At 41.2% G+C, this 25,996-nt stretch carries 24 protein-coding genes and 3 pseudogenes; 14 read left to right on the top strand and 13 right to left on the bottom strand.

Annotated features, from left to right (window positions below; translation table 11 throughout):
* Positions 1-36 precede the first annotated feature (36 nt).
* The 6 genes from pglZ to HUK62_RS18260 all read left to right on the top strand — a co-directional run bounded on the left by pglZ (position 37) and on the right by HUK62_RS18260 (position 8,624).
* Positions 37-2,661, top strand: a complete 2,625-nt coding sequence (gene pglZ, locus HUK62_RS18285; RefSeq protein WP_176538599.1) for a BREX-1 system phosphatase PglZ type A — start codon at positions 37-39, stop codon at positions 2,659-2,661.
* 29 nt (positions 2,662-2,690) lie between these two features.
* Positions 2,691-4,730, top strand: coding sequence for a protease Lon-related BREX system protein BrxL (gene brxL, locus HUK62_RS18280; RefSeq protein ID WP_078390060.1), 2,040 nt, complete (start codon positions 2,691-2,693; stop codon positions 4,728-4,730).
* A 324-nt stretch (positions 4,731-5,054) separates the two neighbouring features.
* The gene (locus HUK62_RS18275; protein WP_043974824.1) at positions 5,055-5,438 is read left to right on the top strand and encodes a transposase; all 384 of its coding nucleotides are present in this window, start codon (positions 5,055-5,057) and stop codon (positions 5,436-5,438) included.
* Positions 5,435-5,770 carry an IS66 family insertion sequence element accessory protein TnpB gene (gene tnpB, locus HUK62_RS18270; protein WP_004642106.1) on the top strand — a complete coding sequence of 112 codons (336 nt, stop codon included), beginning with the start codon at positions 5,435-5,437 and terminating at the stop codon, positions 5,768-5,770. The genes HUK62_RS18275 and tnpB (HUK62_RS18270) overlap by 4 nt, the downstream gene beginning before the upstream one ends.
* A 74-nt stretch (positions 5,771-5,844) precedes the next feature.
* A complete protein-coding gene (locus tag HUK62_RS18265; RefSeq protein ID WP_176536789.1) occupies positions 5,845-7,449 on the top strand; it encodes an IS66 family transposase in 1,605 nt (534 codons plus the stop codon).
* Positions 7,434-8,624: an IS4-like element ISAbe18 family transposase gene (locus HUK62_RS18260; RefSeq protein WP_176538608.1), complete on the top strand. Its 1,191-nt coding sequence runs from the start codon at positions 7,434-7,436 to the stop codon at positions 8,622-8,624. The genes HUK62_RS18265 and HUK62_RS18260 overlap by 16 nt, the downstream gene beginning before the upstream one ends.
* A 29-nt stretch (positions 8,625-8,653) precedes the next feature.
* Here the strand turns inward: HUK62_RS18260 and HUK62_RS18255 are convergent.
* The 7 genes and pseudogenes from HUK62_RS18255 to ppk1 form a co-directional block, all read right to left on the bottom strand.
* Positions 8,654-8,867 (bottom strand): annotated as a pseudogene (locus tag HUK62_RS18255) (transposase); the annotation flags it as partial.
* Between the two features lie 47 nt (positions 8,868-8,914).
* Entirely contained in the window at positions 8,915-9,598 is a 684-nt protein-coding gene (locus tag HUK62_RS18250; RefSeq protein ID WP_228723780.1) for a hypothetical protein, read from the bottom strand.
* 65 nt (positions 9,599-9,663) lie between these two features.
* Positions 9,664-11,217: an esterase-like activity of phytase family protein gene (locus tag HUK62_RS18245; protein WP_176538598.1), complete on the bottom strand. Its 1,554-nt coding sequence runs from the start codon at positions 11,215-11,217 to the stop codon at positions 9,664-9,666.
* Positions 11,218-11,333: 116 nt separating this feature from the next.
* Positions 11,334-11,846 (bottom strand): hypothetical protein, encoded by a 513-nt coding sequence (locus HUK62_RS18240; protein WP_068889170.1) that lies wholly within the window; start codon positions 11,844-11,846, stop codon positions 11,334-11,336.
* A gap of 77 nt (positions 11,847-11,923) precedes the next feature.
* The gene (locus HUK62_RS18235; protein ID WP_176538597.1) at positions 11,924-12,421 is read right to left on the bottom strand and encodes a Dps family protein; all 498 of its coding nucleotides are present in this window, start codon (positions 12,419-12,421) and stop codon (positions 11,924-11,926) included.
* A 257-nt stretch (positions 12,422-12,678) separates the two neighbouring features.
* Positions 12,679-12,906: a hypothetical protein gene (locus HUK62_RS18230; protein WP_004646177.1), complete on the bottom strand. Its 228-nt coding sequence runs from the start codon at positions 12,904-12,906 to the stop codon at positions 12,679-12,681.
* Between the two features lie 117 nt (positions 12,907-13,023).
* Positions 13,024-15,102, bottom strand: coding sequence for a polyphosphate kinase 1 (ppk1, locus tag HUK62_RS18225; protein WP_110975974.1), 2,079 nt, complete (start codon positions 15,100-15,102; stop codon positions 13,024-13,026).
* Positions 15,103-15,426: 324 nt separating this feature from the next.
* Here ppk1 and HUK62_RS18220 point away from each other — a divergent pair.
* Positions 15,427-15,840, top strand: a pseudogene (locus tag HUK62_RS18220) (integrase core domain-containing protein); the annotation flags it as partial.
* Positions 15,841-15,906: 66 nt separating this feature from the next.
* Here the strand turns inward: HUK62_RS18220 and HUK62_RS18215 are convergent.
* Together HUK62_RS18215 and HUK62_RS18210 are read right to left on the bottom strand one after the other, a co-directional pair.
* Positions 15,907-16,338 carry a MarR family transcriptional regulator gene (locus HUK62_RS18215; protein ID WP_000042163.1) on the bottom strand — a complete coding sequence of 144 codons (432 nt, stop codon included), beginning with the start codon at positions 16,336-16,338 and terminating at the stop codon, positions 15,907-15,909.
* Between the two features lie 6 nt (positions 16,339-16,344).
* Positions 16,345-16,773: an organic hydroperoxide resistance protein gene (locus tag HUK62_RS18210; protein ID WP_004786455.1), complete on the bottom strand. Its 429-nt coding sequence runs from the start codon at positions 16,771-16,773 to the stop codon at positions 16,345-16,347.
* A 177-nt stretch (positions 16,774-16,950) separates the two neighbouring features.
* Between HUK62_RS18210 and HUK62_RS18205 the strand changes: the two genes are divergently transcribed.
* Entirely contained in the window at positions 16,951-17,199 is a 249-nt protein-coding gene (locus HUK62_RS18205; RefSeq protein ID WP_004812233.1) for a type II toxin-antitoxin system HicA family toxin, read from the top strand.
* Entirely contained in the window at positions 17,196-17,528 is a 333-nt protein-coding gene (locus HUK62_RS18200) for a type II toxin-antitoxin system HicB family antitoxin (RefSeq protein ID WP_004812232.1), read from the top strand. The genes HUK62_RS18205 and HUK62_RS18200 overlap by 4 nt, the downstream gene beginning before the upstream one ends.
* A gap of 128 nt (positions 17,529-17,656) precedes the next feature.
* On the opposite strand, the pseudogene HUK62_RS18195 reads toward HUK62_RS18200, so the two are convergent.
* The 4 genes and pseudogenes from HUK62_RS18195 to HUK62_RS18180 form a co-directional block, all read right to left on the bottom strand.
* Positions 17,657-17,851, bottom strand: a pseudogene (locus HUK62_RS18195) (arsenical-resistance protein); the annotation flags it as partial.
* A gap of 51 nt (positions 17,852-17,902) precedes the next feature.
* Positions 17,903-18,607, bottom strand: coding sequence for an IS6-like element IS1008 family transposase (locus tag HUK62_RS18190; protein WP_001067783.1), 705 nt, complete (start codon positions 18,605-18,607; stop codon positions 17,903-17,905).
* A 280-nt stretch (positions 18,608-18,887) separates the two neighbouring features.
* Positions 18,888-20,345, bottom strand: coding sequence for a DASS family sodium-coupled anion symporter (locus tag HUK62_RS18185; protein ID WP_004695721.1), 1,458 nt, complete (start codon positions 20,343-20,345; stop codon positions 18,888-18,890).
* Between the two features lie 83 nt (positions 20,346-20,428).
* Positions 20,429-21,361, bottom strand: a complete 933-nt coding sequence (locus HUK62_RS18180) for an IS5-like element ISAha3 family transposase (RefSeq protein WP_004812228.1) — start codon at positions 21,359-21,361, stop codon at positions 20,429-20,431.
* Positions 21,362-21,501: 140 nt separating this feature from the next.
* On the opposite strand from HUK62_RS18180, the gene HUK62_RS18175 reads away from it, so the two are divergent.
* The 5 genes from HUK62_RS18175 to HUK62_RS18155 all read left to right on the top strand — a co-directional run bounded on the left by HUK62_RS18175 (position 21,502) and on the right by HUK62_RS18155 (position 25,962).
* Positions 21,502-21,861 carry a helix-turn-helix transcriptional regulator gene (locus HUK62_RS18175; RefSeq protein WP_110975971.1) on the top strand — a complete coding sequence of 120 codons (360 nt, stop codon included), beginning with the start codon at positions 21,502-21,504 and terminating at the stop codon, positions 21,859-21,861.
* Positions 21,855-23,168 (top strand): type II toxin-antitoxin system HipA family toxin, encoded by a 1,314-nt coding sequence (locus HUK62_RS18170; protein WP_110975972.1) that lies wholly within the window; start codon positions 21,855-21,857, stop codon positions 23,166-23,168. Before HUK62_RS18175 ends, HUK62_RS18170 begins: the two co-directional genes overlap by 7 nt.
* A gap of 312 nt (positions 23,169-23,480) precedes the next feature.
* The gene (locus HUK62_RS18165; RefSeq protein WP_000364662.1) at positions 23,481-23,909 is read left to right on the top strand and encodes a transposase; all 429 of its coding nucleotides are present in this window, start codon (positions 23,481-23,483) and stop codon (positions 23,907-23,909) included.
* A complete protein-coding gene (tnpB, locus tag HUK62_RS18160) occupies positions 23,906-24,241 on the top strand; it encodes an IS66 family insertion sequence element accessory protein TnpB (RefSeq protein ID WP_000618090.1) in 336 nt (111 codons plus the stop codon). The genes HUK62_RS18165 and tnpB (HUK62_RS18160) overlap by 4 nt, the downstream gene beginning before the upstream one ends.
* 74 nt (positions 24,242-24,315) lie before the next feature.
* On the top strand, positions 24,316-25,962 hold the full coding sequence (locus tag HUK62_RS18155) for an IS66-like element ISAba17 family transposase (RefSeq protein ID WP_001094416.1): 1,647 nt from the start codon (positions 24,316-24,318) through the stop codon (positions 25,960-25,962).
* Positions 25,963-25,996: the final 34 nt, after the last annotated feature.

The raw sequence follows: 25,996 nt of genomic DNA, 5'->3' as shown, positions 1-25,996 counted from the left end.
TTTTTCTCCGGTACTAGACCTTGATGAGGTCGTTGCATGAATTTAAGTCAACTACAACAAGGTCTGGAACAGGCTTTCTTTCATGAGAACCATCGAATTGTCTTTTGGTACGATGCAGAACAGTCATTTACTGAAGAAATCAAAGCCCTAGAGCTAAATGATGTCCATATTTTAAATATGGCAGAAGAATCCAGCCTTGCGATCAAGCTTAAACTGGAACTGGAAGACCAGCAGGGCAAATACTTGCTGTATTTCCCAAGCCCTGAGCCTGAAACCGAAAAAGACTGGTTACTGGACATCAAGCTGTATTCACGCAGCTTCTATGCCGATCGTTTCTCGATTATTTTCAATGAGCTCGGTTTACAACAACAAAGTTTAAGAGAACATCTGGCCAAACGTGAAGAGTTCCTCAAAGCCAAAGCGCGTCTGAGTACATTGAAACGCTATATCCAGCCTGATGCAGATGCACAGGATCTGGATATGGCCATGATTGCGGCTGTGGTCAAGGCCGACAGTGCAGAGCTGATGCATATCGTTCTGGCACTGGCAGATGAAATGGTACAGCAGAATCTGGGTCTGGAAGTGAATCCAGACTCCTTTGCTGAACTGGAAAAGTTCCAACTGGTACCGGCTTTAGTCACAGCATTACAGGCGGAAATTGGTTATCCAGCATCGGTTGAGGAACTGAATGGGGAAGCACCATTCAAGCTCGGTACGTTCTTTATCCGTTTGATGACTACAGGTTTCTGTGAAAGCCTGGGCGATATACCGCTATGGGCTCAGGAACTGGTGATGTCATCTGTCAGCTCCCGTGCAACGGCCAGAGCCTTCTTGTCACGCTGGAGAGACAGTTCTAAATACTACCCAACCTTCGATACACTCTCCCAGACCGTGGCAAATGCACTGCGGATCCAGGAGAAGGTCGGGGCCTTTGATCTGGAGCAGCTGCTGGATGTCATGACTTTTGAAGTGATTGAACAAAAGATCATTGTCGATCTGGCCAGCCAGATCCCTGCAGCAGCCAAAGCTGAACTGGAACATTTTAGAACGGTTATTTCTACCCGTCTGGATGGCTATTGGGCGTCCAAACATAAGGACGATGCAACCCGCCGTAAATACCGTACCGTCTATACAGCGTTGCAGGCAGCGATTGAGCTGTTCAGTCTGCGACTGCAGTTTGATTCTGGGTTCTATTTCGACTCCAGCGAAGCCTTGTATAAAGCCTACGAGCAGGAGTTGTATCGCTTTGATATGGCCTATCGCCACTACAGTGCTGCTTCTCAACGCGCTCATGTCGATATCCTGAAAAAACTCGATGAAGAAGTCGAAAATTGCTATTCCTACTGGTTTATTGACCACTTGGCACGCAACTGGGGCGAGCGTGTAGAAGCTGAGCAACGCTTGAATGTCTGGAAAGTGGCAGATATCCCAAATCAGCAGAACTTCTACGATACCCACGTCAGATCCTTACTGGGTTCTGCAACTAAACGCCGTATTGTAGTGATCATCAGTGATGCTTTCCGCTATGAAGCTGCAGTAGAGCTGCGTGATCGTATTAATGAAAAGCGTTATTCTGAAGCGACCTTGTCTTCACAGCTGGGCGTTGTCCCAAGTTACACCACACTTGGCATGGCCTCGTTGTTGCCGCATCAGACTTTGGAGTACAAAGAGGCCGCAGGGGATGATGTTTTAGTAGATGGGCAGTCCAGCAAAGGGACTGCAGCACGATCCAAAATTCTGGCGGCCTATAATGGTCTGGCAGTCACCGCTGAAATGGTAAAAGGCTGGTCACGTGATGAAGGTCGTGAAGCACTGAAAGACCATGAGCTGATTTACGTTTATCACAACGTGATTGATGCACGCGGTGACAGCGCCTCGACAGAATCAGAAACCTTTATGGCGGTGGAACATGCTATTGAAGAGCTGACTGAACTCAGCCGTAAAATTTTAATGCACTTCAATATTTCCACCCTGTTGATTACAGCCGACCATGGCTTCTTGTTCCAGCAAAGTAAACTGGAATCTGCGGATCGTTCAAGCTTGACTGAAAAACCTACCAATACATTGAAGAGCAAAAAACGCTATGTGATTGGGCATGGTTTACCAGAGAGCAAGGAAGCCTGGAAAGGCTCAACCCAAGCTACGGCAGGCACATTATCTGCGACTGATTTCTGGATTCCAAAAGGGGCGAACCGTTTCCATTTTGTAGGAGGCTCACGTTTCGTACATGGCGGTATCATGCCTCAGGAAATCGTGGTGCCGGTACTGATGGTAAAACAGCTACGTGGTGAAAAGGCTGGACAGCGCACCAAGCGTAAAGTTGAGGTCATTTCTACCAAATCCACGCTGAAGATGGTCAATAACATCCAGAAGTTTGATTTGATGCAAACTGAAGCTGTCAGTGAGCTGGTCATGCCAGTGACTTTATCCATTGCCATTTATGATGGAGATCTCAAAGTTTCCAGTGAAGAAACTTTGACTTTTGATAGCAGTACCGACTCTGTTGCCGATCGGGTCAAACAGGTCAGACTGTCATTGTCTGGCACTGATTTTGACCGTAAGAAAGATTACTTCCTGGTACTGAAGGACAAAGACCTGAATATCGAAATGCAGCGCTATAAGGTCACCATTGATCTGGCATTTACCGATGACTTCTTCTGATAACGAATTAACGATAGAGCGTAGCCTACATGGAATCTGCTAACGATAAAGAACTGGATCAGCTGCTGAATGAACACTTTGCTGGGCGGGTGGTACGCAAGGATCTGACCAAACTGATCAAAGAAGGGGCCAATGTCCCGGTCTATGTACTCGAATACCTGCTAGGGATGTATTGTGCCTCGGATGACCCCGAGATCATTGAACAGGGACTACGTAACGTAAAGACCGTGCTGGCAGAGAACTATGTACGACCTGATGAAGCTGAGAAGGTGAAATCCCTGGTTCGTGAGCGTGGCAGTTATAAGGTCATTGATCGGGTGACCGTAAAGCTGAATGAGCGTAAGGACAAATATGAAGCATCATTTAGTAATCTGGGCATCAAAGATGCAGAGATCTCGGCAGGCATCGTCAAAGAGTATGAAAAGCTGCTGGTCGGTGGTATCTGGGTCATTGCTACGCTCAGTTATTATTTTGAAGAAGGACAGACTAGTTCTCCATTTGGGGTGAGTTTACTCAAGCCGATTCAAATGCCGAATATGAATATGGATGAACTCTTCAGTGGCAGAGCAGCATTAAGCACTGATCAGTGGCGCGAGAGTTTAATCCGTTCGATCGGCATGGAACCGGCTTCGTTAAAAGAGGACGTGCAATGGCACCTATTAGCGCGTATGGTTCCGTTCGTTGAAAATAACTATAACGTCTGTGAACTGGGACCACGCGGTACCGGGAAAAGCCATATTTACAAAGAGTGTTCACCGAATAGTATTTTAGTCTCCGGTGGGCAAACGACTGTCGCCAACCTGTTCTATAACATGAGTAGCCGCCGTATTGGTCTGGTGGGCTTATGGGATGTGGTAGCTTTTGATGAAGTCGCCGGTATTTCCTTTAAGGACAAAGATGGTGTACAGATCATGAAAGATTACATGGCCTCAGGATCTTTTGCCCGTGGTCGTGAACAGATGGAAGCCTCAGCTTCGATGGTTTTTGTGGGTAATATTAACCAAAGCGTCGAATCGTTGGTAAAAACCAGCCATCTCTTGGCACCTTTCCCTGAAGCCATGATCGATTCGGCATTCTTCGATCGTTTTCATGCTTATATCCCCGGCTGGGAAATTCCGAAGATGCGCCCGGAGTTCTTCACCAACCGTTATGGATTGATCGTTGATTATCTGGCTGAATTCTTCCGGGAAATGCGTAAGCGTAGCTTTGCAGACTCGATTGAGAAGTACTTCAAGCTCGGTAACAACCTGAATCAGCGTGATGTGATCGCCGTTCGCAAGACGGTTTCTGGATTGATGAAGCTGCTCTACCCACATGGTCAATTTAACAAAGAAGATGTACGGCAATGCCTGGAATATGCGCTGCAGGTGCGCCGTCGGGTCAAAGAACAGCTGAAAAAAATTGGGGGGATGGAATTCTATGATGTGCATTTTAGCTATATCGACAATGACACACTAGAAGAGCACTTTGTTTCCGTCAAAGAGCAGGGTGGTGGCGGACTGATTCCAGAAGGTCCAGCCAAGCCAGGTTTCTTATATACCATCGGGCTCAGTAATAAAGGCATGCCGGGGTTATACCGCTTAGAACTTCAAGTCACCAAAGGTTCAGGAAAGCTGGCGACGTCAGGCTTATGGAATTCAAGCAGTGCCAAGGAGCAGGTCAAGATCGCATTTGACTACTTCAAGGCCAATGCATCCAGAATATCGGGTGGTAGTAAGGTGATGGAACATGACTTCCACTTACATGTGGTTGAATTACAGAATACCGGCCCGCTCAGCCATCTTGCTCTGCCAAGTTTAGTGGCTTTCGCTTCTGGCCTCTTAGGACGATCGGTTCAAAGTCAGATGGTGGTACTGGGTGATATGAGCTTGGGTGGTTCTGTGACACCGGTGGAAAGTATTGCCGAATGTCTGCAAGTTGCTTTTGATGCGGGTGCCAAGAAGGTTGCTTTGCCAATGAGTAGTGCGGCAGATATCCCAACGATTCCTGTGGAACTGTTTACCAAGTTCCAGACCAGCTTTTATGCAGATCCGGTGGATGCGGTGTTTAAAGGGTTAGGGGTGGATTAATTTCATATCTGTCTGGAAGAGTTACAGTAGATTGTTTTAAATTCAGTTTCTCAAGTTTAAATACCATGTTGTAAAAGCATAATACTGCCTCTTTTAAAGAGCTAGTATTTTTAGGGGGGATTACCCCACTGCTGTCCCATAGTTTGATTTAAATAAAAAACCTGAGTCCAAATCGTTAAAATATGAGTGCAAACAAACACTTTAACGACCAGGATTCAGGTTTTGTCACATCAGAATAGTAAGCGTCCGCTAAACACACCTTATGAATTCGTCCTATAAGCCTTAATTTAGTCCTCACTTAAAAACAAGTGGGAACTTAAATTTATGACTACAAATAACCAGACATCCATCGCATCTCTTACGATAAAACGAAGAACATATAGTGCTGAATTTAAACAGCAGATCGTTCAGGCGTGTAAAGCATCGGAGGTTTCAATTGCTTCGGTCGCTTTGCAACATGGATTGAATACAAATCTTGTATCCAAATGGATTCGCTTAATTGATGCTAAGCCAGGGAATGATCGCTCACTACTACCGAATAAACCTGCATTTATTGCCTTATCTTGCTCCGCACCATTAGATCCTATCCCTACTGGCATGTTAACGGTTCAAATTACTTTACCCCACTCAAAAGCAGAAATTGGCTTGAAATGGCAAGTATCAGAAATATCTGCTTTAGCAGAATTACTCAAGGCACTTACAACATGATCCGTATCGATGAAATCTGGTTGTCTACCCAGCCCATGGACATGCGTGCAGGAATGGATACGGCCATGGCTCAGGTGGTGAGAGCCTTTGGCTACATCAAACCGCATTGTGCTTACCTGTTCTGTAATAAACGTGGCCATCGCATGAAAGTGCTGGTACATGATGGACTGGGGATCTGGCTGTGTGCCCGGCGGTTGGAACAGGGAAAATTTCACTGGGCTAAAGTTCACCAGGGTGAAAGCGTAGCCCTCAGCCCAGAACAGTTACAGGCACTGATCCAGGGTTTGCCTTGGCAGCGCATTGGACGACAGCAAGTGGTCACAATGCTCTAAACTAGCTTGGTCCATTCTGCTATTCTCCAAACGTTCTATTTCATTCTCTTCATGACCTCAGGCATACTGCGGTCATGAATACACTGCCTGATTTAAGCCAACTGACCCATGAACAACTGCTGGAATTTACCCGGCAGTTGGCAATGCAGCATCAGTCTTTGGCACAATCAAATCAAGAATTAGAAAAATCAAACCAGCAATTGGATGCCAAAGTTCAACATCTTTCCATTCTCAATCAAAAATACGAGCATGAGCTCGCACTATTTAAACAGCACAAATTTGGCAGTAAAAACGAACATCTCACCGCAAAACAAATCCATCTGTGGGATGAAGCGGTCGAAGAAGATATTGCCGCTGTTGATCTGGAACTGGAACGGCTGAATGCAGATAAAACTGATGCAGCGACACACAAAGCCACAGTCAACAAACCTAAACGTCGACTGCTGCCCGATCATCTACACACCATCCGTATCGAGCATGAACCAACATCAACCCAATGTGCTTGTGGCTGCACCTTGCGTCGTATCGGCGAAGATATCAGTGAAAAACTACATTTCAGACCGGCACAGTTCTATAAGGAACAGCATGTGCGTGGCAAATGGGTCTGTGATCAGTGTGACACCCTGACTCAGCAAGCGATGCCCGCCTATGTGATTGATAAAGGTATTGCCAGTCCTGAACTGCTTAGCCATGTGTTGGTCTCGAAATACGCAGATCATTTACCGCTGTACCGTCAACGTCTGATCTATCAGCGGGCGGGAATCGAGCTTTCTAGATCAACTTTATCTGACTGGATAGGTCGCTGCGGTGTAGAACTGGAACCTCTGGCCAATGCTTTAAAAGAGGTGGTGCTGCAACAGCGGGTGATCCATGCTGATGAAACGCCGGTCACCATCATGCGGATGAGTGATGATGAGAAAAAACCGAAGAAAGGTTATGTCTGGGCCTATGCAACAACCCAATATAATCCAATTCAAGCCGTGATTTATGACTTTCAGGATAGTCGTTCAGGCCAGCATGCTGAAGCGTTCCTGAAAGACTGGCAGGGCCATCTGGTCTGTGATGATTACAGTGGTTATAAAGCACGCTTTAAATCAGGCCAAGTCATTGAGGTGGGCTGCATGGCGCATGCTCGTCGTAAATTCCATGAACTGCATGTGACCAAGAAAAGTCAGGTCGCTGAACAGGCCTTAGTGCTGATTCAGAAACTGTATGCCATAGAAGCAGAACTCAGGAGAAAGACCGATGGTACAGCAGAACAGCGCCGCGAATACCGACAACAGCATAGTCAACCGGTGATGCAACAACTGTATGAATGGCTCAACCAGCATCAACTGACGGTGCCATCGAGTTCTCCAACCGCCAAGGCCATCAATTACACTCTGAAGCGTTGGCCAGCTTTAAGCCGCTATCTGGATGATGGCAATCTACCGATTTGCAATAATTGGGTGGAAAACCAGGTGCGGCCTTGGGCGTTGGGACGTAAGAACTGGTTATTTGCAGGTTCGCTGCGTAGTGGTCAGCGAGCGGCAAACATCATGACTTTAATCCAGTCAGCAAAGCTGAATGGGCTGGATCCGTATGCCTATTTAAGTGATGTGCTGAAAAGATTGCCGACCCATAAAGTGACCCAAATAGAAGAATTGCTACCACACCGCTGGAAATCCAACTCAAATTAAAAAATAGACATGGGGTTCAGCGGACGCTTACTCAGAATACCGTATTTCATCAGCTTATTAAACCCGTCGTGCGACAGGATTTTGAGCAACTTGCTAAAGTACACCATGTTGGACAGAAATTTAGAGCGGCTTCAAGATGGGATCAGTTTATTGCCATCTTGATGTCTCAACTTTCCTGCAGGCAAAGTCTGAGAGATATTCAATCCAATCTGGAGTGCCAACAGGAAAAACTGAGTCATTTCGGAGCAAAGTCTATTCCCCGAAGTACACTGGCACGAATCAATGAGCAGCAGCCCGCTGCCTTGTACCAACAGCTCTTTCACAAGTTGCTTAAATACTATGAACACTCAAAAGTAGCCCATAAATTTCGCTTTAAGAATCCATTATATTCCTTGGATGCCAGTCATATTGACCTGTCGCTTTCCTTATGTGAATGGGCCAAAGTTCATGACTCAAAAGCCAGCATGAAACTCAGCATAGGATTGAATCACAGCAATGATATTCCTGAGTTTGTTGCAGTTGAAAATGGCAAAGAAAATGACATGGTACAAGGCCGCAAATTCCAGTTTCCTGCTGGCAGCATTGTAGTTTTTGATAAAGGCTATGTCGATTACCAATGGTATGCAAATCTGACCGCTCAAAACATTGGATTTGTTACACGTTTTAGGCCTAAATCTGTGTATCAGGTGATCCAGCAACATCCAGTGCTTGAATCCAAAGGTATTCTAAAAGATGAAACCATTCAGCTGAATAGCGCACATGCCCTAAAAAGAAAAGCCCCAGTGTTAAGAAGAATTGAATATAGAGATCAGCAAAGTGGCAAGCACTTTAGCTTTCTCAGCAATAACTTTCATTTAGCCGCCTCCACCATTGCGGCGATTTATAAAGATCGTTGGAAAGTTGAGCTGTTCTTTAAGGCGATTAAGCAGAATCTCAAATTAAAAGCGTTTCTAGGCCGCAGCAGGAACGCAATTCAGACACAAATCTGGATTGCGATGATCGCCTATTTATTGGTGAGTTTCGCTCAACATTTAGGGAAAACAGGTTGGACAGTTCAACGTTTACTCAGAATAATTCAAGTGAATTTGTTTGAAAGAAGAACTTTAAAAGCTTTATTTTCACCCGATAAAATACCCATAAAACAAGAGGAAGCTCAAATGAGCTTCCTCTTGTGAAAAATTGTGGGACAGCAGTGGGGATTACCCTTCATTTTTTCTTGATCAGATATCTTGTACTTTGACAGGATTTTTTTGATCTAAATATTTTTGATACCAAACACGTAGTGTTTCAGGAGTACAGCCAATTTTAGGAGCAATTGCGGAAACTGCTGCCCAATTCGATGGATAATCTTTTTCGGATTCAATCAATAATTGAACCGCTCTTTCTCTGATTTCAGGGGTATATTTTAATTTTGTCATCGGGATAGTCTCTCAGAATATTGACTCTCCGACAAACCCGGTACGGTTCACATTTGGGTGTACCACAAACTTAACTCTAAATCGGCATCGAATTCGCCTAAATCAATCGTTGCACCAGCATATTTACGTTCATAGATGGTTAAACTACTAACTTGGTTCAAAACTTGACTATTACTAAAATTATAATCATTCTTAAAACCTGAAAATAGGATATTAATATCCTCAAAATCGTTAATGGTTCGTGAGGTTGGTACGGTTGTGGACTTGCTTGCAACTACAAGAAAACTCAAATTATCTTTACGAGTAATGTCATCTTCTAGTTTTGTTTTCGCGCCTGATACATTACTGGTCAAATCTTTGAAGTCAGCAATATAGTGGTCATATCCACGATATTTTAGAGTTACTTCTTTTGTACCATTTTCAATACGTTCTCTGAAGCTGTATCCCATATTTTTTAGCGTACAGCTTCCTTGAGTATCGTAAAAGCGGATTTCTCGTTGTGTATCAAAAGTCATAGCACCAGTGACATTTCGACTGATTTGATTTTCAATCGCAGTTTTAGCAACTGTAAAATAGCTATTTATGTTACTTGCTTCATTACCATAATTAAAATTCATGGCATCTAATAGTACTTTGTATTCGCGAGAGGTGACTTTCGGAGATGCATAACTTAGCGATGGTAACACTGTAATTGCCAGAAAAGTCATTACAGTCAATTGATTTATTTTCATTTTCCCCCTTGATAAAAATTGAATAAAAAAGCCCAAAAGTTTTGGCTTTTGGGCTTTTTTTATGGTTATGGGTTAAAAAGATTTAACTTATCGGCAATATATAAGGTCGGTGTATCGACACGCATGCGCACATTATCCAAATACTTTTGCTCTAAACCATTGGTTGTCCAAAGCCCCATGTCATCATCATTCACAATTCCAAGGGTTTGTCGGTTAATCAACCATAAACCTTCCATTTTGTCATGTGCATAACTTACACGTTTACCCATATCCAATACCAATGTTTTACTTGCTGGTTGAATATTTAGTGCTTGTAATGCTTCCCATTTTTTATCGTTATTGATGAAATATTGCTCGAGGGTTTTACCTGCAATCGTTAAACCAAGTTTAGGATCTTGTACTAGATCGCCCTGAGTTGCGATATCCTCCAAATTGGTAGCATCCTTCAGATCAATACGATAAACATGTTTCATGATATTCGGATCGTCTTTAAGGAATTTGCCATCACGTTCCAGTACTAAAAACTCATGATCATTAATCGCAATAATAGCTGAGTTTGAGTTAGCATCAATTTCTTGACGATAGAGATACTGAGCAACTTTGCCTGTTTCGAGATTGATCGTCACAATACGTGTTAAGGTTGATTTATTAACAGCTTTGGTCGGTAAGTCCATTGTCGATTGCATAATCCCAACCAATGTTTTTTGGTCAGGTGTAATAGTTAAGCCTTCCATACCACGGTTGGCACGACGATAACTAAATTCTTGTGGTAAAGTGAAGGTATTGCGCACATCATTTACAAAAGGATTAATACGACCAATTTCTTTTCCATTGGCATCATAGTGCACAATGTGAGGACCATATTCATCACTTACCCAGAATGTACCATCATTCAATGCTGCCAAACCTTCAGAATCGAGACCGTAATCATCAAGTTTGATAGGGTTCGTGATTGGGTCATAAGGCTTTGATGGATCTTTAGCAATGACCTTGCCATGAATATCGTAAGGTGTTTCGCCTGTACCACCTAGTGCAGCAGTATTCGGTAATCCACTAATATTATTTCCATCACGATCTTTTAATAAAATCGTTTTGATGAGTTTGATTGAGCCATCATCTTGTACCTCAAATAACCCAATTTTAGGTACATAGTCTGGCATTGGAAAAATCTTACCAGCACCATTCACGCCATCATTATAGTCAGCATTTGGGCCACGATCTGTGATTGCGTAAAATTGTTTATTGTTCGTAGGATGGGCAGCAACATCAGAGCCAAAGCCACCCTGTCGAAGTGTAAATGCACTCGCAATAGTTGTTCCATTCGCCTTAAAGCTTGTTAAGTTTTGGTAAGGCAATGCAACCCCTTGGGCAAATAAGTTTGGACCACACTGGATGGAGCTTTGCTGGATTTCATTCGCATCCAGCTCACCATTTTGATTTTTATCCAAACCGCTTTCAATACGTGTTCCAGCACTCCAGCAATCATCATTTCCAAGTACTAAAGGCATCTGTTGAATCAAACTATTCAATCCATTTTGACCATTGTCCCCATCATCAGTACATGCCGTTAAGAAAATTGTCGAAGCCAATAAAGCTAAAGTTAGTGGTGTTTTTTTCATTGTTCATAAGCATCATTGTAGAATAGGCTCTATGGTAAAAATCAAAAATGACATTAATGTGAATAAAATATAAATAATTCATGATATTAAAATCTTAGATTAGCATTTAAGCTCAGCTATCTTTCTAATTTTTTAAAATAGGTTTCACATTTTGAAGCGGGGCCAAAATTATATTTTAAAGCGGTATTGGCTCTAGCTGTTGCATATTCAATACCTTGAATTTCACGCTGCTGAGCAAAAACTTGAATCGCAGGATGTAACTGTTCTGAGCAACTGGCATCGTTGCTAAAGTATTTTAAAGTCTTGGTATTGGAAAAATATATTGCAGCAAACAATCGCCCATCTTTAAACACAATCGCGGATGAAGCATCTAAACTGCTTCCAGACCGACCTTCATAATACAGCGCCTCATCTGTTTTCAGTAAATATGGCGCTGAGTAATTGTCAAAATTAGATTGAAATTTTAGATAATCATGCTTTAACAATGTTTGAAGTTCTGTTTGGATTTTTGGATTCAAAACAATTTGAGGAATTGATGAAATATCTGAATATTGAATGAAGTCTAGTTCTTGAGCATGAGTAAAAACGGAGATTGAAAAAAGTAGAAAAAGATAATAGTGATTCTTCATATCAAATTTATTATTTTTATGTCCATATTAACTTACTTATAGATTGTTCATTTTATATGGACACTTATGGAGTAATCTTATTCTAAAAGACTTCTTAACATCCATGCGGTTTTTTCATGAATATCAAGTCGTTGAGTTAAAACATCTGCCGTAGGCTGATCATTAGCTGCATCTACAACGTCAAATAAACTTCTTGCAGTTCGCGCGACAGCTTCATGTGCATTAACAAGCAACAGGATCATTTCATTCGCTTGGGGTACACCTTCCACTTCCTGAATTGAGGCTAATTCTACAAATTGCTTGTAAGTACCCGGAGCTGGGAAACCTAAGGCACGAATACGCTCTGCAATCACATCGAGCGCATTCCACTGCTCGGTATATTGATCCATGAACATATTGTGTAAGCTGTTAAACTGTGGACCAGTGACGTTCCAGTGAAAATTATGAGTCATCAGATAGAGTGTGTAACTGTCAGCGAGTAATCGAGATAATCCTTTGACAATCTTGACGCGATCATCTTGTGAAATACCTATATCAATAGCCGCTAATTTCGCTTGTTTTTTGGTGCTGCCCATAATAAAACTCCTGATGAGGAAACTACAATATGACGAACATATCATTGTTATGTTCATACTTTAAAGAGAAATATAATAGACTTCCTTCATAAATCATTTTTCAATCAATTTAATTGTTTATCTTTCACCCAATCTAAATTGTATATGCCAGCAAGTAAATTAAACCGCAGGTTTAATCTTTTACGACGATTTCTATATACACAAGATAAAATCTTAAAACATTTCAAACAAGTGGGACCACCTCTGTTTGGTACTTCTTACTTTATTTTAAAATGATGTTTCTCAGGAATAAGTTTTATTTTTATCGATTTATAAAGTCGCTCTTCAGAATTTTCTGCTGATTTTGTCACTTTATCAGCAAATTTCTGATCAGACATAAGCATGGCATATGTTTTATAACCTATTTCAAGCGCTTGTGTTTTATTGCCTTCTTCTTCGAACTGTTCAATTAATTTGTTGATCTTTTTAACACTGATATCATTCATGTAATTGACTCATTCCCACTTGATTTTTACTTTAGGGTTGTATTGTTACAGTTTAGTTAAAATAAGTTTAAATCATTGCAAATGATTGTCATTTATACAATGACTTGAAATTTTTCGTTAAATAATTTGATTCATTAATTGTTGCTGGGCAATATGGACTGCCTGTCCATTGCCAGCCTGACATTGTATCCAGGTACCATCGGCTTGTAATTCCCATGCACGCCGATTATCTTGAAGATAATTCATTAAGCCCTCTTCCAGAATTTGTTTACGAAGTTTTTTATCTTCGATTGGGAAACAGGTCTCGATGCGAGAGAATAAATTACGCCCCATCCAATCTGCACTGGCGCAAAAAAGTTTACTTTCACCCTGATGGTAAAAATAATAAACCCGGGTATGTTCTAAAAAACGTCCCACAATTGAGCGGACTCGAATATTTTCAGAAAGTCCTTTCACTTGTGGGCGTAAGCAGCAAATTGAACGGATAATCAAATCGATTTGAACGCCCGCTTGAGACGCTCTATACAGAGCATCAATTAGTTGAGATTCAGTTAAGGCGTTGACTTTAATAATAATCTGCGCTTTTTTGCCCGCTTTGCTATTTTCAGTTTCATTTTCAATGAGTTCAATCAATTGAGAATGCAGAGTAAATGGTGCATGAAAAAGTTTTTTCAATTTGACCATTTTCCCCATACCTGTGAGCTCCTGGAAGACTTTATGGACATCTTCACAAATATCAGCATCACTGGTCAGTAGTCCATAATCAGTATAGATTTTGGCATTCATTGCATGATAGTTACCTGTGCCTAAATGAACATAACGTTTAATCTTGTCTACTTCACGACGCACGATCAGAATCATTTTGGCGTGGGTTTTATAACCAACGATCCCATATACAACAACCGCCCCAGCTTCTTGTAATAGATTGGCAACTTCGATATTTGACTCCTCATCAAAGCGAGCACGTAATTCAATCACTGCTGTGACTTCCTTACCATTTCGTGCTGCTTCAGCAAGGACTTGCACAATTTCAGAATCTACACCACTACGATAAAGGGTTTGTTTTATGGCTAACACATGTGGATCACGGGCTGCCTCTTTCAGTAGCTTAATGACCGGAGCAAAAGAGTGAAAAGGGTGATGTAATAAAACATCTTCGGTTTTTAATACCTCAAATATGGATTTTTTCCCATACAACACTTTCGGTAATTTTTGTACATGGGAAGGAAAACGTAACTCAGGCAAATTAAAGTTCGATATAAAGCGCGCCAGATTAAGCGGGCCATCAATACGATAGAGTTGCTCTTGCTTAAGATCAAATTGTCCAAGTAAATAATCAATAATATTTTCAGGGCAATTTTTAGTCACCTCAAGTCTTACAGCCCGACCAAAGCGTCGTGAGGATAGTTCATCTTTTAAGGCAATTGCTAAGTCTTCAACATCTTCTGAGATAGTTAAATCTGCATTACGTGTGACCCGAAATTGATAACATCCAGTGGTGGTCACCCCTGGAAATAATTCATGAAGATGTTGCTGAATAATGGCTGAAAGTAGAATGTAGTGTTCATCCTCACCAGAAATATTTTTAGGTAACTTCACTAATCTAGGTAATGATCGTGGTGCTGGAACAATCGCTAAATTAATTTTTCGTCCAAAGGCATCGTTGCCTTCCAAAGTGACAATAAAATTTAAGCTTTTATTGGCTAAACGAGGAAAAGGGTGTGCGGGGTCTAGACTGATAGGCGTGACCACAGGTTGAACTTCATGATGAAAATAATTTTTAATCCATTCTTTATGTTTTTCAAGGATGTCACCATACTGAATGAAATGAACGCCATGTCCTTGCAGTTGTGGTAAGAGATTATAATTAAGAATTTTATACTGTTCTTCGACAGCTTCGTGTGCAAGTTTGGAAATGGTGGTGACTATATCTGAGAGTAGTAAGTCATCTGGATGAGTTCTAGCATGATCTGAAAGTTCAATTTGTTGCATTAAACTGGCAACTCGTATTTGAAAAAATTCATCCAGATTACTTGAAAAAATAATTAAAAAATTGAGTCGTTCAAGTAAAGGATATTCAGTATCTTTCGCCTGTGCCAATACTCGCTTATGAAATTCAAGTAAGGAAAGGTCCCGATTAATATAAGTTTTTAATGTATGTATGGAAGAATTTGAAGGCACATTTAAAGCAGTCATTTATGGCTCTTATAAAGTTAGATTGCAGCGCTGAAGGAAGCTAATAAAAATTCTTTTAAAGCCTTTGAAAGAGGTTAATTAATTCTGCAAGAAGGCTAAGAATTTAATTTTATTCAATTAAGTATTCTGTGACTGCTTCATGACATTTTTATGACATCGTATTGTATTGTTATTTCATGTGGGTAATATTTAGACTTTTATCTGAGTTTGGCTTTGTTGCACAAAGATTTCATAACTATATGATTTTAAAAGTTTTGATTATTTTTTGATCCAAAATTAAATTTATTTAAATCAGATGCTTACATATTTATGCAACAAAGCCGCTGGAAAGTATCAACACGTATGAATACAGATATGGTGCTTGATGCGCTGGAGCAAGCATTGCATGACCGAGGTATGCCAAAGAATGTGATTCATCATTCCGATAGAGGTGTTCAATATCTTTCTATTCGCTATACCAATCGTTTAGAAGCTGCAAATTTACGAGCATCAGTCGGTACAACGGGTGACTCATACGATAATGCTCTGGCTGAAACAGTGAATGGCTTATACAAAACAGAGGTGATTGAATATTTAAAAGCAGATTGGCAAGGTTTAGCAGATGTACAACTTGCGACACTAAACTGGGTAGATTGGTTCAACAAAAAGCGTGTACACAGTGCACTGGGTTATGTATCGCCTTTTGAGTTTGAAGCAATGTACTATGATAAGATTAACCCGTTAGGTCAGGTGGCCTAACTTAAATAAAAAGTCTCCGACAAACCCGGTACGGTTCAGGCTTCCATTATCAGATATTAAGAGGTCTCAAATTCTTTCTGATAATAGATTAACTAATACTTTTAATTCATCTCGTAATTGATTTAAGTTATCAAACTCAATGTTCTTGGTAAGCTCTTTAGGAATCTTTTCTGCTTCAGCAGATAAGTCTCGCCCTTTATCTTTTAATGAAATAAGAACTCGTCTTTCATCATTAGGATCACGTGATCGATTAATTAGACCAGATGTCTCCATTCTTTTTAATAGTGGGGTTAATGTTCCACTATCAAGATGTAAAATTTGTCCAAGATCACCCACACTTACACATTCTTTTTCCCACAAAACCAACATCACTAAATATTGAGGATAAGTGAGTCCGAGAGGTGTAAGAAAAGGGCGATAAGCTTTTACGATTAAATTAGATGCAGCATAAATAGGAAAACATAGTTGCTCATCTAAGCAAAGCTGATTCTTGGACATAGCTTTTTATTTGGTATAGACAGTGGTAGACACCTGTATATTACCTCGAATAGCATTGGAATAAGGACATACTTGATGCGTTTGTTCCACGATTTTCTCTGCATCAGCTTGTGAAATACCTGAAAGCGTGACATCTAAGTGTACTGTCAAGGCAAATCCACCATTGCCATTAGCAACCATTCCAACAGTACTCAGGACCTCTACATCGTTATCACGGATTTTATATTCTTTATTGCTACGAGTTACATGGATCACTGCATTTCCAAAGCATGCAGCATAGCCAGCTGCAAATAATTGTTCAGGATTCGTTGCATCACCTTTACCACCTAATTCTTTTGGCAAAGCCAATTTTAGTTCTAAGATACCATCTTCACTACGAATATTTCCTGAACGTCCACCGATTGCTTTAACCTGGGTAGAATAAAGATTACTCATTTTGATTACCTTTAAATAAATACATTGTGTGCAATATAATTGCACACAATGTATTTATGTCAACTGTTTTTTATATTCCATTTAACATAATGGTTGTTATATGAAATGCAACTAAATTCAGTTGCATTTTTTAATTTCAGGGGACTATACTTAGTCGTAACTGAGTAGGGCTAAAATATGGGTAAAACGGAAAAGTTATTGGAAAAATTTGGAAATTCAAAAAATACGTTTCCATATAAAGATTTAGTCGTTTTACTGAGCCAGCTCGGCTATGAAAAATTTGAAATGGCAGGCTCTCGTGTTCGGTTTTTTAATGAAAAAACTGAACATATGATTTTACTGCATAGACCACACCCTGAAAATGAAATCAAAGGTGGGGCATTGAAAGCTGTAAAACAGGCACTCAAGCAGGAGGGATTTTTATGAGCTATTTAAAATACAAAGGTTATCTCGGAACAATTGAGCCTGATCTTGAAACAGGTGAGTTATTTGGAAAACTTGCTTTTATTCGTGATCTTATCACCTATGAAGCGGAAACTTTAAAAGCCCTTGAGAAAGCTTTTCAGGAATCTGTAGACGGCTATTTAGAATCATGTGCTGAACTAGGAAAATCTCCTGATCAACCATTCAAAGGCACTTTTAATGTCCGTATTAGCCCTGAATTGCACCGTAAGGCGGTTTTAGCATCAAGTAATTCTCTAAATGCCTTTGTCAGTGATGCGATTCAAGAAAAGTTAATGCGTTTAGGTGCGTAATTTATTGAAGCCTAGGCTACTACCTAAAAATTGAAAAACTCAGCAAAAATGGGAGCTTAAAGCTCCCATTTTTAGTTTTGTATAAGGTGTATTATGTTAATTTTAGGAAATCTAAATACTCTTTTGATTCATACTTCTTTAAAAACTTTTTTTCTAAGCCATAGCGAAACTGTCACTAAGGCAATCAATACAGGCACTTCAACAAGCGGTCCAATCACTGTTGTGAAAGCTACAGGTGAAGCTAATCCAAAAGTGGCAATCGCTACAGCCAGTGCTAATTCAAAATTATTGCCTGCCGCAGTAAAGGAAATAGCAGTCGTTTTGGCACTGTTGCAAATAGAATTTGAGTCGATGATGTTCCCTTTAAAAAGTGCTTAGAGACCGAAAACCCTGTTGATTAGACACACTTCACCCTGAGGCTGACCATAATAAAATGACGATGCTTGTCCTTTACGTAGTGCACGCATGACTTCAATACCTTTAATTGTGGCATAAGCCGTCTTCATAGATTTGAATCCTAATGTGGCCCTGATGATTCGCTTTAACTTACCATGATCACATTCAATGACATTATTTTTATACTTAATCTGCCTGTGCTCAATATCTACTGGACATTTTCCTTCTCGCTTTAATCGTGATAAAGCATGGCCATAGGTCGCTGCTTTATCTGTATTGATGACCCGTGGAATTTGCCATTTTTTCACCGTATTGAAGATCTTTCCTAGAAAACTATAGGCTGATTTACTGTTCCGTCTAGCGGAAAGGTAAAAGTCAATCGTATGACCCCGTTGATCAACTGCACGATACAGGTAAGTCCATCGCCCCTTCACTTTGATATAAGTCTCATCCATATGCCATGAATGTAAATCTGTAGGATTACGCCAATACCAGCGTAACCGTTTTTCCATTTCTGGAGCATAACGCTGAACCCAACGATAAATTGTACTGTGATCCACATTTATGCCTCGTTCAGCGAGCATTTCTTGAAGTTCACGATAGCTGATGCCATATTTACAATACCAACGAACAGCCCAAAGAATGATTTCACCTTGAAAGTGCCGACCGTGGAAGGGATTCATCTGCTGTATCTCGAAATAAATAAGATATTTAGCTTATCATGTCAGCCTATTTGCAACAGTGCCTCATGACTACTATGTCTGTGAAACAACAACAGATAAGCAAGCGCATAATTGGGTCTATGACATCGAGTCTAATTAATCAAATATATTTTTATTCAGTGAGTAAAATTATAACGAAGTTTCTGTAATGGACAGATATTAAAAAGCCCCCTTATTCAGGGGGCAGGTTGTATAGATATAACTATACTTATAAAATTTTAATTTTGTTATAGATATTAAATTACCAATAGCCCAGCATCTTCCACCAAAGTCCGCCCAATACAATAAAAATAGCTATATTGATAATGCTCATAGCAAAACCAGCTTTCCACCATTCACCAAGCGTTGTATAACCTGAACCATAAATAATAGGGGATGTACCTGTCGCATAATGAGTCAGCGTCATCATAATGCTTGATGCTGCTGCCATAATCAGTGCAAAGAACATTGGAGGAGCACCTAGTGCGATACCTGCAATGTAGAATGCTGAAAACATAGCGGTAATATGTGCAGTAGTACTGGCAAAAATATAGTGAGCGTACATATAAGCAAATAGTAAAAGCATGGAAGCAGGAACCCACGTTAAGCCAAGCTGTCCAATGCTAGTTTGTAAAACACCAGAAAACCAAGCGATTAAGCCGAGCTTATTTAAAAAGGTCGCCATCATGACCAATGCAGCAAACCAAGTTACTGTATCCCATGCACTCTTTTGAGTTAAGACATCATCCCAAGTTAAAACTCCTGTAAGCAGAAGGAGTGATAAACCAATAAACGCGGTTGTAGTTGGGTCTAAAGTCCACATATCACCCAACAACATGGCAGGAATACCTGCCCAGAGTAATAATAAAATTCCAAATACAGCCAACATAATCATTTCATGTAAGGTAATGGGACCCATTTCTTGTAAACGGTCTTTGGCAAATTGTGCAGCATTTGGTGTTTTTTTAATTTCAGGTGGGTACATAAAGTAAAGCGCAATCGGCATAAATGCTAATGCAACAACACCTGGTAAAACCATTGCTAATGCCCATGTGGTCCAACTCAAATGGATTTGACTATTGGTCGCTTTCGCAATGAGTTCAACGACTAAAGGGTTGGGTGCAGTAGCCGTAATAAACATGGCAGAAGTAATAGGATTTGAATGGTAATTGACCAAAGCAAGATATTTACCAATTTTACCTTCAGTGCCTTTTTCTGGATCTGAGTCAAAACTCGTTGCAATCGAGCGCACGATAGGGTGAATAATTCCGCCTCCACGTGCTGTATTACTTGGGGTAACAGGTGCAAGAATGAGTTCAGATAATGCAAGGCTATAGCCAATACCAATGGTTCTTTTACCCCAAACTGCAATAAAGTAATAACCTAGTCGTGCACCTAGCCCTGTTTTTTGTAACCCTTTTGAAATCATGATGGATATACCAATCAACCAAATAAGAGGGTTAGCAAAGCCACTTAAAGCATCTTTGATGGCATCGCTAGGGTTATCTGCTGTTACTCGGGTAATCGCGACCAGTGCTATCGCGATAATCGAAATTGCACCAATAGGCATTGCTTTACCAATAATGGCTGAAATAACACCAATAAACATCGCAAATAGAAGCCAAGCATTTGCAGAAACATCTTGCGGAATTGGAATGAGAAACCAAATAATAAGGGTAAGTGATACTGAAATTATGGTTGGTATGAGTTTGAATCCCATTGAATCGTACTCCAAAAATATAGTTATTATGGGCTTTGTTGCATAAACATTCAAAAGCTGAGTTCTCCCCAATCCATTCAAATTTAAGACACAACTTGGGTGCGAGGTCTACCTAATTCCGTAAATCTATTCAGAACTGCCACACGCGCATGAATTTCATTGACCTGACTTTGAAAATGTCTTGCCGTCAGCCTATCACCTAATAATTTGATGCAATGCATCTTGGTTTCCACCAAACTACGACGGTGATAACCCGACCATTTTTTCCATAGGGTTCTGCCTAAATGTTTAACCGTTTGAAGTAACTCATTTCGTTCTATTGAACTTATTTTAGAATCTTTCCAGGGCTTGGCATTCTTTCTGGGTGGAATTACTGCATGTGCTTGACGATCTGAAATCACTTTTCTGCAGCACTTCGTGTCGTACGCGCCATCGGTATAGACAGAATCTATTCGCTCATCTAGTGGAATTTGATCCAGTAAATCACCTAGTACTTGTGAATCACTGACATTATTTGTAGTAAGCTGAACGGCACGTATTTGCAGTGTTTCAGCATCTATACCAATATGCAGTTTACGCCATTGCCGACGGTATTCAGGCTGATGTTTTTTACGCTTCCATTCGCCTTCACCTAAAAACTTTAAACCCGTAGAGTCGACAAGTAGGTGTAACCCATCATGACTTTTCTGATAGCTTATCGCAATATCAATATGCTTTTGTCGTCTACAAAGGGTGGAGTAATCTGGTGCTGTCCAATTCAAGCCACAGAGTTTAATCAGGCTTTGAACAAAGCCAGTAACCATACGTAAAGAAAGACGGAATAGAGATTTGATCATTAAACAGCATTGAATCGCTGTATCGGAATAAGTTTGATTTCGTCCTTGCTTGCCTTGTGGTTGTGCATACCATTGCGTCTTAGGATCAAACCAGATTGAAATATTTCCTCGCTTGATTAAAGCTTGGTTATACGAGGACCAATTGGTTGTACGATAGATTTTAGGTGTAGGCTTCTTCATCTGGAAATTATATTACTGAAGAAGCCTTCAAGAATAGCTTTGTGCAACAAAGCCGTCTAAAATACAAACTTCGTTTAGTACACAAAATGGTACTAATGTGCTAAAATATGCTCGTTAGGTACAAAAAATGGTATTAAACAATGGGATTTAGATCTACAAGTTCAAGCCATGCAAAAGCATTAGAAATTGGTGAGCGTATCAAACAGGCTCGGCTTAATAAAGATTTAACTCAAGTTGAGATATCTGAGATATCCGGCTTAGAGAGACGCGCAATTATTAATGCTGAGAAAGGGAAAGTCACACTGGAAAATCTGATCGCATATTTGGATGCTCTAAACATGAGGGACCAGATAGATCTGTTTTTACCGCCCCAACCAATATCGCCAATTCAACTCCATAAGTTGCAAGGTAAAGAGCGTAAAAAGGCTTCGGGTGAACATAAGGCTAACTCGAACAACAAGAAAATATTAACTGCGAATAAGGATGATTTAGGATGGTGAGAGATACAGTAAGCGTTGAATATCTTGGTATGGATGTTGGGGTTATGGCGTATACAGAGGGACAGCCAAGTGCCTTTGAATACTCTAAATCATTTCTTGACAGTGGTATCGAGCTTTCTCCGTTGTATATGCCTTTAGGAGAGGGTGTTTATACATTCCCAACATTAAACCCTGAAACATTCAAGGGTTTGGCAGGTTTGTTTGCTGACTCACTACCTGATGATTTTGGTAATCGAATTTTAAATGCGTGGACAGCACGTAACGGTCGATCTCCTGACTCTATCACTCCATTAGAACGCCTGAAATATACAGGTAAGCGCGGCATGGGTGCATTAGAGTATCACCCTATGAAATCAATGAATGGTTTTAATGCGTCTCAGCAAGTTGAAATTATTGAGTTGATTAAAATCGCCCAAGATGTATTAGACACTCGTTCATCTTTAGAGGTTGATCTTAATAATAATGGTGCAGAAGACAAGGATGCCATGCTTGCGCTTCTATCTGTGGGTACAAGTGCAGGTGGCGCACGCCCTAAAGCAGTACTTGCATTTAATGAGGATTACAGCCAAGTCCGTTCAGGTCAAACAGATGTTCCAGATGGCTTTACGCACTACTTGATGAAGTTTGATGGTGTGAGTGAGCATAACGTCAATAAAGAAACTTTTGGTGATCCAATGGGCTACGGCGCAATGGAGTATGTTTATCATCAAATGGCCTTAAAATGCGGTATTGAAATGATGCCTTGTAAGTTGCTGCAAGAGGGTGATCGTCAACATTTCATCACGCAGCGTTTTGATCGCGTTGGGAATGAGAAGATTCACATTCAATCCTTGAATGGCCTGGCGCATGTGGATTATAAAAAACCGGGTTCTTTCTCTTACGAAGAAATATTTAACGTGAACCGTCATTTGCGTTTGACTGCAGCCGAGGCAGAACAGTTGTTTAGACGTATGGTATTCAATGTGGTATCTCGTAACCACGATGACCACTCAAAGAACTTTGGCTACATGCTTGTAGATAATCAATGGAAACTGGCACCAGCTTATGACTTGGCATATAGCTATAAGCCGAACTCTTTTTGGGTAGATCAACACTGGATGACTCTTAACGGAAAGCGTGACAATTTTGAAATGGCTGATTTCCTGTCATTCGAGAAGCTAAGTCCAATCTTTAATGAACAGCGTATTCGCCAGATTTTGGAAGAGGTTATCGAGGCGGTTTCAAGTTGGACTTCACTCGCCGTGCAATCAAATGTACCTAAGGTTCTGATTGAGCGCGTTGAGCAAAACCTGCGCTTGAAATTCTAAATTGTCTTTATTACCAACTGAGCTACCTTCGGGTGGCTTTTTTTTGCATATATTTTAACGTGGGCCTAGATCGATAGGTTTGGACTCGCGTTTATTTCAAGGCAGAAATGAATAAAAAAGGCAGCTTATAACTGCCTTTTTATTAAGTTGTGGAGTGGGTTAATTATTTGCAATTAACTCACTTTTCATTGATTTAAGAGCTTGTGCAGCTTCGGCATGACCCTGATTTGCGTAAGCGTCCGCTGAACCCCACTTTTTCTAACTCATTAATACCGCGATAGTGTCCACTTAAATTTAAGTGGACACCTATTTATGGATTTAAAGACAGTTATAGACAGTGCACCAACGCTAAAAAAGCCCCGTCGAACCTTCACAGCTGAATTTAAACATCAACTTATTCAGCAATGCCAGCAGCCAGATACATCAGTGGCCAAGGTAGCAATGCAACATCAGATCAATGCCAATCTGCTACATAAATGGATTCGTCAGTCCAGATCAATGCCCCCTGCATTAAAAACCCCATCCATTCCACAGACTGACTTTCTTCCGGTCATTCTTCACCCGACTCCAGTCAAACAAGAAGCACCTCTACCACCTGTGCCAGAGAAGAAAGCTGTCGCTCATATCAGGATTCCATTACATGAGGCACCAAGTTCCGCAAGGGATCAGATGATCGAGATCGACTGGCCGGTGGAGTCAGTAACTGAATTACTGTTGCTGATCCAGGGTTTGACTCAATGATTCGTATTGATGAGATCTGGTTGTCTACCCAGCCGATGGACATGCGTGCAGGGATGGATACAGCCATGGCTCAGGTGCTGAGAGCCTTTGGCTACATCAAACCGCATTGCGCTTACCTGTTCTGTAATAAGCGTGGCCATCGTATGAAAGTGCTGGTGCATGATGGACTGGGTATCTGGCTGTGTGCCCGGCGGCTGGAACAGGGGAAATTCCACTGGGCTAAAGTTCACCAGGGTGAAAGTATGGCGATCAGCCCGGAGCAGTTACAGGCACTGATCCAGGGTTTGCCCTGGCAAAGAATCGGACTGCAGCAAGTGGTAACAATGCTCTAAACCAGGCTCATCCATTCTGCTATTCTCCAAACGTTCTATTTCCTCTGCATCATGACCTCAGGCATACTGCGGTCATGAATACGCTGCCTGATTTAAGCCAACTGACCCATGAACAACTGCTGGAATTTACCAGACAGTTGGCGATGCAGCATCAGTCTCTGGCACAATCTAAACAACAACTGGAACAATCAAATCAGCAATTAGATGCCAGAGTTCAACATCTTGAAGTCACCAATCAGCAATTAGATTCTAAAGTTCAACATCTTTCTATTCTCAATCAAAAATACGAGCATGAGCTTGCACTATTTAAACAGCATAAATTCGGCAGTAAAAACGAACATCTAACCGCAAAACAAATCCATCTCTGGGATGAAGCGGTTGAAGAAGATATTGCAGCGGTTGATCTGGAACTGGAACGACTGAATGCAGATAAAACCAATGCAGCTGCACAGAAAGCCCCAGTCAACAAACCTAAACGTCGGCTGTTGCCAGATCATCTACACACCCTCCGTATTGAGCATGAACCTGAATCAACACAATGCAGTTGTGGCTGTACCTTGCGTCGTATCGGTGAAGATGTCAGTGAAAAACTGAATTTCAGACCGGCACAGTTCTATAAGGAACAGCATGTGCGTGGTAAATGGGTCTGTGATCAGTGTGACACTCTGACTCAGCAAGCGATGCCAGCCTATGTGATTGATAAAGGCATTGCTTCACCTGAATTGCTTAGCCATGTGCTGGTGTCAAAGTATGCCGATCATTTGCCTTTGTACCGTCAACGTCAAATCTTTCTACGCGCAGGTGTTGATCTGTCTAGATCAACGTTATCTGACTGGATTGGCCGCTGTGGGGTGGAACTGGAACCTCTGGCCAATGCCTTAAAACAGGTGGTACTGCAACAGCAGGTGATCCATGCAGATGAAACACCGGTGACGGTCATGCAGATGGGTGAAAATGAGAAAAAGCCCAAAAAAGGTTATGTCTGGGCCTATGCCAGCACACAGTACAATCCAGTTCAGGCAGTGATCTATGACTTTCAAGATAGCCGTTCTGGCCAGCATGCTGAAGACTTCCTGAAAGGCTGGCAGGGTCATTTGGTCTGTGATGATTACAGTGGTTATAAAGCACGCTTTAGATCAGGTCAGGTCATTGAGGTGGGCTGCATGGCACATGCACGTCGTAAATTCCATGAACTACATGTGACCAAGAAAAGTCAGGTCGCTGAACAGGCATTAGTGCTGATTCAGAAATTATATGCGATAGAAGCAGAATTAAGAAAAAAGACGGATGGTACAGCGGAAGACCGCTGCGAATACCGACAACAGCATAGTCAACCGGTCATGCAACAACTATATGAATGGCTCAACCAACATCAGCTGACGGTGCCATCGAGTTCTCCAACCGCCCGGGCGATCAATTACAGCCTAAAACGTTGGACTGCTTTAAGCCGCTATCTGGATGATGGCAATCTACCCATTGACAATAATTGGATAGAGAACCAAATGCGTCCCTGGGCCTTGGGGCGTAAGAACTGGCTATTTGCAGGTTCGCTGCGCAGTGGTCAACGAGCTGCCAATATCATGACTTTAATCCAGTCAGCAAAGCTGAATGGCTTGGATCCGTATGCCTATTTAAGTGATGTGCTGAAAAGGTTGCCAACACATAAAGTGCCCCAAATAGAAGAATTACTACCTCACCGCTGGAAACCTGAACCCCGTTAAAACTTGGCGATGGCGTTCAGCGGATGCTTACATA

Source organism: Acinetobacter sp. NEB 394, assembly GCF_013374795.1.
In the GTDB taxonomy this organism is placed as follows: Bacteria; Pseudomonadota; Gammaproteobacteria; order Pseudomonadales; family Moraxellaceae; genus Acinetobacter; species Acinetobacter johnsonii.
The sequence above is the reverse complement of the archived record's forward strand: the minus strand, read 5'-3'. Positions and strand labels throughout refer to the sequence as shown.

Bases quoted from the DNA above. Each gene is read 5' to 3' on its own strand.
- pglZ (WP_176538599.1), top strand. From the start codon at position 37: ATGAATTTAAGTCAACTACAACAAGGTCTGGAACAGGCTTTCTTTCAT.
- brxL (WP_078390060.1), top strand. From the start codon at position 2,691: ATGGAATCTGCTAACGATAAAGAACTGGATCAGCTGCTGAATGAACAC.
- HUK62_RS18275 (WP_043974824.1), top strand. From the start codon at position 5,055: ATGACTACAAATAACCAGACATCCATCGCATCTCTTACGATAAAACGA.
- tnpB (WP_004642106.1), top strand. From the start codon at position 5,435: ATGATCCGTATCGATGAAATCTGGTTGTCTACCCAGCCCATGGACATG.
- HUK62_RS18265 (WP_176536789.1), top strand. From the start codon at position 5,845: ATGAATACACTGCCTGATTTAAGCCAACTGACCCATGAACAACTGCTG.
- HUK62_RS18250 (WP_228723780.1), bottom strand. From the start codon at position 9,598: ATGAAAATAAATCAATTGACTGTAATGACTTTTCTGGCAATTACAGTG.
- HUK62_RS18245 (WP_176538598.1), bottom strand. From the start codon at position 11,217: ATGAAAAAAACACCACTAACTTTAGCTTTATTGGCTTCGACAATTTTC.
- HUK62_RS18240 (WP_068889170.1), bottom strand. From the start codon at position 11,846: ATGAAGAATCACTATTATCTTTTTCTACTTTTTTCAATCTCCGTTTTT.
- HUK62_RS18235 (WP_176538597.1), bottom strand. From the start codon at position 12,421: ATGGGCAGCACCAAAAAACAAGCGAAATTAGCGGCTATTGATATAGGT.
- HUK62_RS18230 (WP_004646177.1), bottom strand. From the start codon at position 12,906: ATGAATGATATCAGTGTTAAAAAGATCAACAAATTAATTGAACAGTTC.
- ppk1 (WP_110975974.1), bottom strand. From the start codon at position 15,102: ATGACTGCTTTAAATGTGCCTTCAAATTCTTCCATACATACATTAAAA.
- HUK62_RS18215 (WP_000042163.1), bottom strand. From the start codon at position 16,338: ATGTCCAAGAATCAGCTTTGCTTAGATGAGCAACTATGTTTTCCTATT.
- HUK62_RS18210 (WP_004786455.1), bottom strand. From the start codon at position 16,773: ATGAGTAATCTTTATTCTACCCAGGTTAAAGCAATCGGTGGACGTTCA.
- HUK62_RS18205 (WP_004812233.1), top strand. From the start codon at position 16,951: ATGGGTAAAACGGAAAAGTTATTGGAAAAATTTGGAAATTCAAAAAAT.
- HUK62_RS18200 (WP_004812232.1), top strand. From the start codon at position 17,196: ATGAGCTATTTAAAATACAAAGGTTATCTCGGAACAATTGAGCCTGAT.
- HUK62_RS18190 (WP_001067783.1), bottom strand. From the start codon at position 18,607: ATGAATCCCTTCCACGGTCGGCACTTTCAAGGTGAAATCATTCTTTGG.
- HUK62_RS18185 (WP_004695721.1), bottom strand. From the start codon at position 20,345: ATGGGATTCAAACTCATACCAACCATAATTTCAGTATCACTTACCCTT.
- HUK62_RS18180 (WP_004812228.1), bottom strand. From the start codon at position 21,361: ATGAAGAAGCCTACACCTAAAATCTATCGTACAACCAATTGGTCCTCG.
- HUK62_RS18175 (WP_110975971.1), top strand. From the start codon at position 21,502: ATGGGATTTAGATCTACAAGTTCAAGCCATGCAAAAGCATTAGAAATT.
- HUK62_RS18170 (WP_110975972.1), top strand. From the start codon at position 21,855: ATGGTGAGAGATACAGTAAGCGTTGAATATCTTGGTATGGATGTTGGG.
- HUK62_RS18165 (WP_000364662.1), top strand. From the start codon at position 23,481: ATGGATTTAAAGACAGTTATAGACAGTGCACCAACGCTAAAAAAGCCC.
- tnpB (WP_000618090.1), top strand. From the start codon at position 23,906: ATGATTCGTATTGATGAGATCTGGTTGTCTACCCAGCCGATGGACATG.
- HUK62_RS18155 (WP_001094416.1), top strand. From the start codon at position 24,316: ATGAATACGCTGCCTGATTTAAGCCAACTGACCCATGAACAACTGCTG.